The 12,023-nt window shown below is 45.4% G+C and carries 11 protein-coding genes; 1 reads left to right on the forward strand and 10 read right to left on the reverse strand.

Features of this window, described 5'->3' with window-relative positions; all coding sequences use genetic code 11:
- Positions 1–43: 43 nt before the first annotated feature.
- From SHEWPOL2_RS10330 to aroA, 10 genes are all read right to left on the reverse strand, one after another.
- On the reverse strand, positions 44–1,801 hold the full coding sequence (locus SHEWPOL2_RS10330; RefSeq protein WP_037428085.1) for an acyl-CoA dehydrogenase family protein: 1,758 nt from the start codon (positions 1,799–1,801) through the stop codon (positions 44–46).
- Positions 1,802–2,024: 223 nt separating this feature from the next.
- On the reverse strand, positions 2,025–2,567 hold the full coding sequence (locus SHEWPOL2_RS10335) for a DUF2058 domain-containing protein (protein ID WP_037428086.1): 543 nt from the start codon (positions 2,565–2,567) through the stop codon (positions 2,025–2,027).
- Positions 2,568–2,611: 44 nt separating this feature from the next.
- Positions 2,612–3,439 (reverse strand): SDR family oxidoreductase, encoded by an 828-nt coding sequence (locus SHEWPOL2_RS10340; RefSeq protein WP_037418911.1) that lies wholly within the window; start codon positions 3,437–3,439, stop codon positions 2,612–2,614.
- Positions 3,440–3,514: 75 nt separating this feature from the next.
- Complete coding sequence (pyrF, locus tag SHEWPOL2_RS10345) at positions 3,515–4,210, reverse strand: orotidine-5'-phosphate decarboxylase (protein WP_037428088.1); 696 nt, start codon at positions 4,208–4,210, stop codon at positions 3,515–3,517.
- Positions 4,211–4,252: 42 nt separating this feature from the next.
- On the reverse strand, positions 4,253–5,413 hold the full coding sequence (gene lapB / locus SHEWPOL2_RS10350; RefSeq protein ID WP_037418905.1) for a lipopolysaccharide assembly protein LapB: 1,161 nt from the start codon (positions 5,411–5,413) through the stop codon (positions 4,253–4,255).
- Between the two features lies 1 nt (position 5,414).
- Positions 5,415–5,690 (reverse strand): lipopolysaccharide assembly protein LapA domain-containing protein, encoded by a 276-nt coding sequence (locus tag SHEWPOL2_RS10355; protein ID WP_037428089.1) that lies wholly within the window; start codon positions 5,688–5,690, stop codon positions 5,415–5,417.
- 123 nt (positions 5,691–5,813) lie between these two features.
- Positions 5,814–6,101: an integration host factor subunit beta gene (ihfB, locus tag SHEWPOL2_RS10360; protein ID WP_037418898.1), complete on the reverse strand. Its 288-nt coding sequence runs from the start codon at positions 6,099–6,101 to the stop codon at positions 5,814–5,816.
- A gap of 72 nt (positions 6,102–6,173) precedes the next feature.
- Positions 6,174–7,841: a 30S ribosomal protein S1 gene (rpsA, locus tag SHEWPOL2_RS10365; RefSeq protein WP_011072381.1), complete on the reverse strand. Its 1,668-nt coding sequence runs from the start codon at positions 7,839–7,841 to the stop codon at positions 6,174–6,176.
- A gap of 103 nt (positions 7,842–7,944) precedes the next feature.
- Entirely contained in the window at positions 7,945–8,637 is a 693-nt protein-coding gene (gene cmk / locus SHEWPOL2_RS10370; RefSeq protein WP_037418896.1) for a (d)CMP kinase, read from the reverse strand.
- Between the two features lie 183 nt (positions 8,638–8,820).
- Entirely contained in the window at positions 8,821–10,101 is a 1,281-nt protein-coding gene (gene aroA / locus SHEWPOL2_RS10375; RefSeq protein WP_037428090.1) for a 3-phosphoshikimate 1-carboxyvinyltransferase, read from the reverse strand.
- Between the two features lie 433 nt (positions 10,102–10,534).
- Between aroA and SHEWPOL2_RS10380 the strand changes: the two genes are divergently transcribed.
- Entirely contained in the window at positions 10,535–11,725 is a 1,191-nt protein-coding gene (locus SHEWPOL2_RS10380; RefSeq protein ID WP_037428091.1) for an amino acid aminotransferase, read from the forward strand.
- Positions 11,726–12,023 lie beyond the last annotated feature (298 nt).

A 12,023-nucleotide genomic window follows, 5' to 3' on the forward strand; every position in this document is an offset into this window, starting at 1 on the left:
ATAAATCAGTGCTTTTTACATCATTTATCTCACCAATCCAAACTTAGAATAATTCTGCTGGCATTGCCATAGTACTGGCATCACCCGCACGCACTTGCGCTAAATGATAATCGGCCTTAGGCAATAACTTATCAAAATAGAATTTAGCGAGGTAAGCTTTTTGCTCGGCAAAGTTTTTATCCTCTGCACTAGGGACCTTATCCAACATGGCTAGCCAATAAAAACCATATAAGCTGTAACCAAAGGCATCTAAAAAGTCGACTGCACAAGCATTGATTAACGCAGGTTGAGTCAGTTTTTGCTCATTGATCGATTCGGCCACATGGACTAAAGCATCTAAACGAGCACAAACGGCGGCAACTTTTACACCGTCGACCTGTGTAAATTCACGCATTTGTGCTTTTAATTCGGCCACAAACTCTTTTAGCGTCGCTAAGTTGTCGCCAGTGACTTTTCGACCAAGGAAGTCAATGGCTTGAATACCATTTGTGCCTTCATAGATTTGCGCAATGCGGGTATCACGTACCAATTGCTCAATGCCTGTTTCACGAATATAACCATGTCCACCAAAGACTTGCTGCGCCATGATAGTCGCGTCTAAACCACGGTCAGTTAAAAACGCTTTAGCAACGGGTGTTAATAACCCCACGTAACGGGCAGCTTTAGCTTTAACCTCATCTTGAGCATATTTCGCCAAATCGAGCTGTTTGCCGGTAAATATGGATAAGGCACGTCCCGCTTCTGTCATCGCGCGGATTGTCAGTAGCATACGGCGCACATCGCCATGGACGATAATAGGATCAGAATCGCTCCCCGTGGGTGAGCCACCGGCTGCAACGCCTTGATTGCGCTCTTTAGCATAATCGGCGGCCATCTGATATGCGGCTTGTGCGCTGCCAAGCCCTTGAATACCAATAGCTAAACGTTCGTAGTTCATCATGGTGAACATACAAACCAAGCCACGATTAGGCTGGCCAATCAGATAACCCTTTGCTTCATCAAAATTCATCACGCAGGTTGCTGAGCCTTTAAGGCCCATTTTGTGCTCGATTGACCCCACGCTAACACCATTAGCCTCACCTAAGCTGCCATCATCATTAACCGTGATTTTGGGTACGAGGAACAGTGAAATACCTTTGCTTTCTGGTAATTTTGCCAGCACTAAGTGAATGACGTTTTCAGTTAGATCGTGATCGCCACCAGTAATAAAAATTTTGCTGCCACTGATCGCATAACTGCCATCCTCCAATGGAATTGCGCGAGTGCGAATATTACGCAGATCAGAGCCAGCTTGTGGCTCTGTCATATCCATCGCTCCAGCCCATTCACCAGAATATAACTTGGGTAAATAAGCTTGTTTTAATGCTTCGCTACCGTGGGCATTGATACACAAAGCAGCTCCCGCGGTTAATGAGCCATAAAGTGTAAACGCGTTGCAGGCACTGTAGGCCATTTCATCCACTAATACACCAAGCATTTTGGGCATGCCCATACCACCAAACTCAGGCTCACCACATAGGCCTACCCAACCACCTTCAGAATATTGCTTATATACGGCTTTATACCCCTCAGGGGTAATCACACCATTATCTTGGTGTAAAACGCCTTGCTCATCACCAGCACGGTTTAGCGGATGGATTAATTCAGCACTGATTTTTGCCGCTTCTTCAAGGATTGCATTGGCCGTATCCATATCAACCATTTCTGCAATCTCAGGTAATTGTGACCACGTATTTGGGGCATCAAAAACCTGTTCCAGTAAGAAACGCATATCTGCTAACGGGGCTTGGTAAGGATTCATTGGGAGACTCTTAAACGTAGGATTTAAACAGTTGTTTTAATTTATACCAGTTCTATACAGAAAACAATCTCATTACAAATTCACTTTGATGCTAAGCACTAATCTACGCAACATAACAGAGTGAAGAACGGGCAATAAAAAACCCTTAAGTGACCTTAAGGGTTATAGTGTAGCGAGAAGTAAACTTGGTTGTCGTCGGCTTAGCTCACGATTAACGTATTGATTACCACATTAAATCGTCAGGGATCGCATAATCAGCATAAGGGTCATCTTCGACTTCTACGGCCTTACCCGCATCCTGTTGCCACAAATAGCCGCACCATTGTGGCACCAATAGATTCACACGTTCGGCAAGCTTGTGGGGGACGAGGTAGCTCTTATCTTCGTATCGAACAATCCCTAATTGGCCTTTAAGCAATTCGGATTGAATTTTCTCATCGATATAGACAGAGTAAATTTTATTGTCGAGCGTATAGTTGAATTTGATCTCGGCATGACTTGGGATCTTGATAGCAAACTGCGTGAATTCACTCACTAATCCTCGCACTTGTCCTCGGGCCGTTGCCTCTGCAAAGCGTTGTTCATTGAGGGCTTTGTCTTTTTCAGCTTGTAAGCGTTTTTGCTCGGCAATCTCAAGTTTTAACGCGCTTGAGCCATCGTCAACCCGCGCCTTTTTATCGCGACGCTTTTGCGTTTTTACATCACGCACTTTTTGTTTACTGGCAAGTCCAGCTTTCAGTAGCTGCTCTTGTAATGCATTCGCCATGGATTTTCACCCGATTTTCTATTAAATAAATGAGTTATAACTATTTAGTTACTGCCCTTTGCCGCTAATTCACCTAAGGCAGTCATCGCGATACTGGCACCGCCCAGTGACCAACCTCCATCGACGGGAAGGACAACACCCGTGATATAGGATGCCAGCTCAGAGCCTAAAAATAACGCTGCGTTGGCAATATCTTGCCCTTCCCCATTACGTTTTAACGGTACCGATTGTGCCACTTGTTGCTGTAGTGCAGCGCTCGGCGCTAAACGATTAAAGCCTTCGGTGCCTGTAATCGGGCCTGGAATAATGGAGTTAATTCGAATGCCTTCACAGCCCCATTCAATAGCTAAGGTTCGCGTCAGCATGTCAACCCCCGCTTTTGCCGCACAAACATGGGCCTGCATTGGCATCGCAATCGATGCCTGTGGCGCAGAAATTTGAATAATATTCCCCTGTGGGCGACGCAGTAAAGGATAAGCTGTTTTCAGTACTTGGAAACTGCCCAATAAATCAATATCCATTACGGCTTTAAAACCATTCGCCGAAAGCTTAGCGGCAGTTGCAGGGAAATTGCCCGCAGCGCCGCTCACCAATACATCAATAAAACCAAATTCTGAGGCGATGGTTTCAAAGCCCAGTTCTACTGCGGCTAAATCCCTGACATCAAAACTCACCCCAAGATGGATCCCATCTGGATTCGCCTGTTTGAGCTGTAATACCGCAGCATCGACTTTATCTTTGCTTCGACTCGCCACCGCCACATTAGCTCCCGCATGTGCAAACGCAATGGCAATTGCGAGGTTTATACCACTGGTACCACCGACAACGACAACATTCTTACCCTGATAATTAAACATCGTAGTATTGAGCATGGACGTTCTCCGTGAACGGTTAAAGTTTGTCGCGAATACGAACCTTAACAGCTAAATAGTGTACTGTTCAGTATACTAAAGCAAAGATTGGTGAATCGCCTGCAGCGCAGCCAGAGGATCTGTCGCCTTAGTGATCGGACGACCAATCACTAAATAATCAGAACCGGCAGCAAGCGCCTCAGGCGGCGTCATCACACGGTGTTGGTCGCCAACCTCACTACCCACAGGACGAATACCAGGTGTAATAAGTTTAAAGTCTTGGCCTAATAAAGATTTAAGCACACTCGCTTCTTGGGCTGAACAGACAACACCATCAAGTCCGGCCTGTTTAGTCAATTTAGCTAAACGCTGAACATGCTCAAATGCTGGCACATCAATGCCGATGAGCTTCAGATCGTCATCGCTCATAGAGGTTAATACCGTCACAGCAATCAGCATTGGCGCCTCGTTACCGTAAGGCAGCAAAGCCTTTCTCGCCGCTTCCATCATCGCTAAGCCGCCACTGGCATGGACATTCGTCATCCACACACCAAGTTCCGCTGCAGCAGCAACCGCTTTCGCAACCGTATTAGGGATATCGTGAAATTTTAAGTCGAGGAAAAGATCGAAGCCACGGTCATGGATATCTTTAACTAACTGCGGGCCGAACAGGGTAAACATTTCTTTGCCAACTTTAAGGCGGCACATGTTGGGATCGAGTTGATCTATCAATTGTAAAGCGTGGTTTTTATTATCGTAATCAAGCGCTACGAGGATAGGTTTAGTCGTCATCATCTCTCCAACAGGGTTACACTAACTAGATATTTTAAAAAGTTATTCACCGTCCAAGCCTCTGATCCGTTTAATGGTGCCCCACTTTTTGCAAGAAGGACAATGCCAATATAGTGTATGGGATGGGAAACCACATTCTTTACAGCGGTAGCTTGGCCGGAATTTAATTTGTTGTTCAACAAGTTGCTCAAGCATTGTCAAACTTTGTTTAGCTTGCCCTTCTTCTGCTTGGCGTAGATGCATTTGCATTAAGTGCTGAAAACCCTTCATGGTCGGATGGCGATAAAGCGCATCGAGCACCATGTTTTCAGCAGCTTTAATCTCATCAAGGCTTATCATATGTTGGGCAAGCGCCACCACTACGGATGCGCCAGCACCTTCAGCCATAGCGCCAGCTAATAACTCTTGATAGCCCTCTTTATCTTGAGTATCGCGATATACTTCTTTAGCCGTCGGCAGTGCATCAGCAAAAAGCTCAATATCGGCCTTTTTTAATGCTATCAGCATGGATTTACACTGACTGTAATCCTTCGCATCGAGAAATTTCTTGGCAAGAGTCAATAAGGCTCGGCCACATTTGGGATCTTGTTTTAAGGCTTGTTGCAGTAGCTTGACCTTCTCAGCATCATCACTGGTTTCATCGGCAAGTTGGCAATAAAAATGCGCTGTTATCGGTTTGAGTACGAGTTGACGTTTACGGCTTAAACGTTTGGTGATATCGATGGCTTTTTGCCATTCCTTTATCACTTGGTAAATCGCAATCAGCTGAGTTTCAGACTCTTCACTGTGGTCATCTTGACTCACCAAATTCAGAAAAATTTCCTCGGCGCGGTCGTAAAATCCCGCGGCAAGATAGTCTTTGCCCAGCTCCATCATGGCGATATCGCGCTGCTCATTGGTGAGCGTAGGACGGGCAATTAAGTTTTGATGGATACGAATCGAGCGGTCAACCTCACCACGCTTACGGAATAAGGAACCGAGGGAAAGATGGGTGTCGATGGTTTCATCGTCTACATCAAGCATACTGATGAACAAGTCGACCGCTTTGTCCGACTCGTTAGACAATAAGTAATTTAAGCCGGTGAAGTAATCACGACTTAATTGTTTACGCTGATTGCTCTGATTTTGCCTTATGCTCCGCCGCCCCATATACCAACCGTAACCGGCAGCAATAGGAAGCAACAGGAAGAGGATCTCAAGCATATTAGGCGTCTACACCTTGAGGGTTTTTAGCAGTTTGAACCGTTAATTTCTTTTTCGTTGCCGCTAAAGCCAATTTAAGTTTCACAATATAATAGCTCGCTACCAGCCAACTAAGCATAAAGCCTGCAAAGAAAACAATCGCTAACACAACGGGTAAACGGTACTCCCCTTGTGCCACAAAGTAGCTGATTGTCACGACTTGTTCATTACGTGCGCCAAAAATCAAAGCCACTATAAATAACAGTGCCACTAGGACTGTCGCTACAAAAGATTTCACGTCGCACTCCCTTAAACGCCTTTCAATTTTCTGATTATCCAAGAAATTTACTGAGCTGACCAGCTTTGCCTTACATTAGATATAAAAAAGCCCCCTTGCGGAGGCTTTTTGCAATGCGGTCAATTAAACATTGACAGCGTCAACGCGTTCGCGCAGTTCTTTGCCTGGCTTAAAGTGCGGGACGTATTTGCCTTCCAATTCGACGGATGAACCCGTCTTTGGATTGCGGCCAGTACGCGGCGCACGATAATGAAGCGAGAAACTACCAAAGCCACGGATCTCAATACGATCACCGCTTTCTAATGTTGATGCCATTTGCTCCAACATCTCTTTGATTGCGCCTTCTACCTCTTTCGCCGACAGCTGCGACTGCCTGGTGGCGAGTTTTTCGATCAGTTCGGATTTTGTCATCCTAGCTATCCCCTATTATCAAGCCAAACACAGTCACCTAATGGGGAGAAAATCTCCCCATACAACAGGCGATTATTTGCGAGCTGCTTTAAACGCTTCAGCCATTGCATTACTAATAACAGCGTCTTCTTGTTTATTCAAGGTCGCCATTACTTCTTTTTCTTCAGCTTCGTCTTTCGCTTTGATTGACAGGCTGATAGAACGGTTCTTACGGTCAACACCCATGAACTTAGCTTCGATTGCGTCACCTACTGAGTAAACAGTAGATGCATCTTCGATGCGCTCACGGCTGATGTCAGCTACACGGATGTAACCTTCAACAGTGTCAGCCAGTTCAACAGTCACACCTTTAGCATCAACAGCAGAAACAGTACCGTGTACGATAGTACCTTTCTTCTTGTCAGCTAAGTAAGCGTTGAATGGGTCGTCTTCAGTTTGTTTAACACCTAAGCTGATACGCTCACGCTCTGGGTCAACAGACAGAACCACTGCGTGGATTTCGTCGCCTTTCTTGTACTCAGATACTGCGTCTTCGCCAGTGCCGTTCCAAGAAATGTCAGACAAGTGAACTAAACCATCGATACCGCCGTCAAGACCGATGAAGATACCGAAGTCAGTGATTGACTTGATCTTACCAGAAACCTTGTCGCCTTTGTTGTAACGAGTTGCGAAGTCATCCCATGGGTTGGTCTTACATTGCTTCAGACCTAGAGAAATACGACGACGCTCTTCATCGATGTCCAGAACCAGAACTTCAACTTCATCACCTAAGTTAACCACTTTAGATGGGTGAATGTTCTTGTTAGTCCAATCCATTTCAGAAACGTGAACTAAACCTTCAACGCCTTCTTCGATTTCAACGAAACAACCATAGTCAGTCAGGTTAGTTACGCGACCAGTTAACTTAGTGTTTTCTGGGTAGCGCTTGCTGATTTCTAACCATGGATCTTCGCCAAGTTGTTTCAGACCTAGAGACACACGAGTGCGCTCACGATCGTACTTCAGTACTTTAACGTTGATTTCGTCACCAACGTTGACGATTTCAGATGGGTGCTTAACGCGTTTCCATGCCATATCAGTGATATGTAACAGACCGTCAACGCCACCTAAATCTACGAATGCACCGTAGTCAGTCAGGTTCTTAACGATACCTTTAACTGCTTGACCTTCTTGCAGGTTTTCTAACAGTGCATCACGCTCAGCGCTGCTTTCTGATTCGATAACTGCACGACGAGAAACAACAACGTTGTTACGCTTCTGGTCTAGTTTGATAACTTTGAATTCTAATTCTTTGTACTCTAAGTGAGCGGTGTCGCGAACTGGGCGCACGTCAACTAGAGAACCTGGTAAGAAGGCACGGATACCGTTTAATTCAACAGTGAAACCGCCTTTCACTTTACCATTGATGATACCGATTACAGTTTCAGCATCTTCGTAAGCTTTTTCCAGAACGATCCAAGCTTCGTGACGTTTCGCTTTTTCGCGAGACAGTTGAGTCTCACCGAAGCCGTCTTCAACAGAGTCAAGAGCTACGTCAACTTCATCACCAACAGCGATTTCTAAAACACCTTGAGCGTTTTTGAATTGTTCAGCTGGGATTGGGCTTTCAGACTTCAGACCTGCATCAACCAGAACCATACCGTTTTCGATAGCAACTACAGTACCACGAACGATAGAGCCTGGACGGAATTCCAGAGTTTGAAGGGATTGTTCAAATAGATCAGCAAAAGATTCAGTCATGTTTAAGTTACTTTAATGTAATAAACCACAGTCAATCCTAGACGTGGAGTCAGTCAAATTATCCGTATCATCCTTAATACGAATACCTACCCGAGCAATAATTTTAGTTAGTGCTGGATAATTTTTGCTTGATAAAGTTGAGCGCAAGCTCCAGTACTTCATCAATACCTTTATCGCTTGTATCGATAACGAGCGCATCCTCGGCTGGGACCAATGGTGCCACAGGACGATTCATATCGCGGTCATCACGTTCGATAATTTCAGCTAAAAGGCGCTCGATATTAACATCGAAGCCCTTGTCCTGCAACTGATTATAGCGTCTTTGAGCCCGCTCTTGTGCAGATGCCGTTAAATATAATTTAGCCGATGCTGTTGGGAAAACTACCGTCCCCATATCGCGGCCATCGGCGATCAATCCCGGTGCCGTTCTAAAGGCTCGTTGGCGACGCAATAAGGCTTCCCTAACACGGGGAAACGCCGCCACTTTAGAGGCAGCATTTGAACATTCTTGGGTACGTATCGCTGTGGTGACGTCTTCACCTTCTAAGATCACTTGAACGGGGTCTTTCTCATTGCCCGTTAAAAATTTCACATCGAGGTGTGAAGCTAGCAAGGTGATGGACTCTTCATTTTCCAATTCTACGTCGTGATGAATGGCAGCTAGTGCAAGTACTCGATAAATTGCACCACTATCAAGCAGTTGCCAACCTAGATGCTTAGCCAATAATTGGCTAATTGTCCCTTTACCAGCACCACTTGGGCCGTCGATTGTGACTACAGGAGCCCGTTCAGACATACATTCCTCCGCAAAAAATAATCATCATCCGTGAGTTCATAAGTAGAGCCCCGAAAATGAGCGCGCCGCATTGTACAATAATATACAAATAAAATCCGTGGATTTTTTATGAAGTTTAGAAGCCGCTCAAATGCGGCTTCTTTTGTTTGATATGGTCAGAAGTCAATCTGTTAGCTGAAAACGTTAGGCCTTCAGACTGGCAAATTGAGCAAAATAGTCAGGGAAGGTTTTCGAGGTGCAGTCAGGATCATTAATAGTGATCCCGCAATCGGCAAAGGCCAGCATGGAGAAGCACATGGCCATGCGGTGATCGTTATAAGTGTCAATCTCTGCGGTATTCAGTACTGCTGGCGGCGTGATTTGAATATAATCATGCCCCTCTTCCACTAACGCTCCCACTTTACGCAGCTCTGTGGCCATCGCAGCTAATCGGTCGGTCTCTTTAATGCGCCAGTTATAGATATTGCGAATGGTGGTCGTGCCCTTAGCAAACAATGCTGCGGTAGCAATGGTCATCGCCGCATCGGGAATATGATTCATGTCTAAATCAACCGCAGTTAACGGCGCGCCACGGGCAATAATATAATCATCGCCCCACTCAATATCAGCGCCCATTTTTTCCAGCACATCGGCAAATTTCACATCGCCTTGAATGCTTAAACGGCCAACACCAGTGACTTTCACCTCACCGCCTTTGATGGCACCCGCCGCTAAAAAGTAAGATGCGGAAGAGGCATCCCCTTCTACTAACACTTTACCCGGTGACACATACTGCTGCCCGACGGGGATCTCAAAGCGTGCGTAATCATGATTGATAACATTAACCCCAAACTGCGCCATCAGCGCTAAGGTGATGTCGATATAAGGCTTAGAAACCAGTTCTCCCTTAACATGAATATTCACGCTACCCTTCGCAAGGGGCGCAACCATTAACAACGCCGTTAAGAATTGGCTAGACAGATCGCCGGCAATTTCCACATCACCACCATTAAGACCTGTCGCATTAATGGTTAGAGGCGGGAAACCGTCATTTTTTAAATACACAACATTGGCACCAAGTTGCCTTAAGGCATCGACTAAGTCACCGATAGGACGCTCTTCCATGCGCAGCTCGCCGGTTAAGGTAAATTCGCCTCGCCCCAAGGTCAGCGCAGCACACAATGGCCGCATTGCCGTGCCCGCATTACCTAAAAACAGCGTTTGCGCGCTGTCTGCCGAAATCGTCCCACCTAACCCTATGAGTTCACAGACAGTGTTGTTTTGCGATAAACGGTATTCAACCCCTAACTGCTTTAAAGACGCCAACATGTGGCGAATATCATCGGAGTCGAGCAGATTGGTGAGCGTGGTGGTACCTTTGGCTAAGGTCGCCAATAATAAAGCGCGGTTAGAAATACTTTTTGAGCCGGGAATATTGATCTCACCGCGGACTTGCACAACAGGTTCAAGACGTAATTGCTTCATGAATAAATCTTCTTTCTCTTTGGGCGTGATTGATGTCATCACGCGAACTGAATAGGCTAATGGCAACTTCACGCTACAGGACGTCAAGTTTACGTTACTAATAAAAGGAGATTGGGGACCTTGTTGGTGCTTCGTCGTTATAAAATTACCGATAGTGACGCAGGATTCAACCGTTTTTTACTAAAAAATGGCTTTTGAAACCGGAAATTTACTCAAGTCAGCCTAAAAATAACAAAAATACTAAATATAATGGGTGAAATTGTGATCTAAACGCTTTTTCGGCAGGCTTTTTTGCCAGACTAATTGGTCTCTAAACACCATTTTTACTTTAAAGTTTTCATCTATTCACGTTATCCTAGGTTTCAATCGATAAATCACGCACATCCTATGTGATTCATGCTGTCGCTTAATAACTAGAAAGGTAGATGGAGCTATGTTTAACTCACTCATCGCAATGCCTGCGGATCCGATCCTCGGCTTGTTGACCCAGTACCGCGAAGACACACATCCACAGAAAGTAGACTTAGGTGTCGGTGTTTATAAAGACCCCGCGGGAAACACCCCCATTCTCAATTGTGTAAAAAAAGCCGAGAAATTTCGTTTAGAAACGGAGACGACAAAGGTCTATATCGGTCCAACCGGCTCGCCTCTGTTTAATACCCTGATGACACAATTAGCCTTTGGCAGTGATCATAGCGCGATTATCGCTAACCGTATTCGTACAGTTTCCACACCCGGCGGTACAGGCGCCCTGCGTGTTGCGGGTGACTTTATTAAGCGCTGCAATCCTAATCCGGTATTGTGGGTAAGCGATCCTACATGGGCTAACCATACCGGTTTATTCGAAGCTGCTGGGATCACAGTAAAAACTTATCCCTATTATGACTACGATAGTAAATCATTGAAATTTGATGAGATGCTTGCTGCATTATCGCAAGTGAGTCCTGATGACGTGGTGTTATTTCACGCTTGTTGCCATAACCCAAGTGGGATGGATTTAACCACTGAGCAATGGGACAAAGTGGTTGCCCTCACCAAAGAGCAAGGTTTTACCCCGCTTATCGACATGGCTTACCAAGGTTTTGGTGATGGTGTTGATATTGATGCCTACGGCGTGCGTAAAATGGCTGCCGCGGTCGATAATATGATCCTGTGCAGCTCATGCTCGAAAAACTTCGGTCTGTACCGTGAGCGTATTGGTTCCTGCTCTGTGATTGCCAAAGATGCCAATACCGCCAATATCGCGCAATCTGTACTGCTTTATGTGGTTCGCTGCCTCTACTCCATGCCGCCAGCCCACGGCGCGGCGATTGTTGAGACGATTTTAGGATCAAAAGAATTAACCCAAGAATGGCTTGATGAGCTCAAAGTGATGCGCGACCGTATCAACGGTAACCGCGCGATTTTAGTTGAAAAACTCAAAGCCAATGGTGTTGAGCGCGATTTTAGCTTTATCGCTCGCCAAAAAGGCATGTTCTCCTTCCTTGGAGTTAATCCTGAGCAAGTGGCGCGTCTACAGAAAGAATTTAGCATTTATATGGTAGGGTCAAGCCGCATTAGCATAGCAGGCATTAGCGAAGACAATGTGGATTACTTAGCTAAGTCGATTGCCAAAGTGCTTTAAATACACGCTTTAAATACAAGTGCTTTAAATACAAGCGATTTAGTACTTTTTAACCACCTACTTACTCTGCTGTATTCTCTATCTAGGATGCAGCAGAGTTTATCTACCGCTTGTCAATATTACACTCAAGTTCTATTTAGTTTGGATTGACGAGTCTTCCTTTTCGTTTCTCCCCAAAAAACCTCATAAGCCACGCCATCGTCACCCTTTAAGCATTTATTTTCAATCGTAAAACCCTATTTGAATGACGTTGACTCCACGGTCTTATCACAATAAACCGCACGTTGTGATCTCGGTC

It is taken from the genome of Shewanella sp. POL2 (genome assembly GCF_000282755.1).
GTDB classification, from domain to species: Bacteria; Pseudomonadota; Gammaproteobacteria; order Enterobacterales; family Shewanellaceae; genus Shewanella; species Shewanella xiamenensis.

Bases quoted from the DNA above. Each gene is read 5' to 3' on its own strand.
- SHEWPOL2_RS10330 (WP_037428085.1), bottom strand. From the start codon at position 1,801: ATGAATCCTTACCAAGCCCCGTTAGCAGATATGCGTTTCTTACTGGAA.
- SHEWPOL2_RS10335 (WP_037428086.1), bottom strand. From the start codon at position 2,567: ATGGCGAATGCATTACAAGAGCAGCTACTGAAAGCTGGACTTGCCAGT.
- SHEWPOL2_RS10340 (WP_037418911.1), bottom strand. From the start codon at position 3,439: ATGCTCAATACTACGATGTTTAATTATCAGGGTAAGAATGTTGTCGTT.
- pyrF (WP_037428088.1), bottom strand. From the start codon at position 4,210: ATGACGACTAAACCTATCCTCGTAGCGCTTGATTACGATAATAAAAAC.
- lapB (WP_037418905.1), bottom strand. From the start codon at position 5,413: ATGCTTGAGATCCTCTTCCTGTTGCTTCCTATTGCTGCCGGTTACGGT.
- ihfB (WP_037418898.1), bottom strand. From the start codon at position 6,101: ATGACAAAATCCGAACTGATCGAAAAACTCGCCACCAGGCAGTCGCAG.
- rpsA (WP_011072381.1), bottom strand. From the start codon at position 7,841: ATGACTGAATCTTTTGCTGATCTATTTGAACAATCCCTTCAAACTCTG.
- cmk (WP_037418896.1), bottom strand. From the start codon at position 8,637: ATGTCTGAACGGGCTCCTGTAGTCACAATCGACGGCCCAAGTGGTGCT.
- aroA (WP_037428090.1), bottom strand. From the start codon at position 10,101: ATGAAGCAATTACGTCTTGAACCTGTTGTGCAAGTCCGCGGTGAGATC.
- SHEWPOL2_RS10380 (WP_037428091.1), top strand. From the start codon at position 10,535: ATGTTTAACTCACTCATCGCAATGCCTGCGGATCCGATCCTCGGCTTG.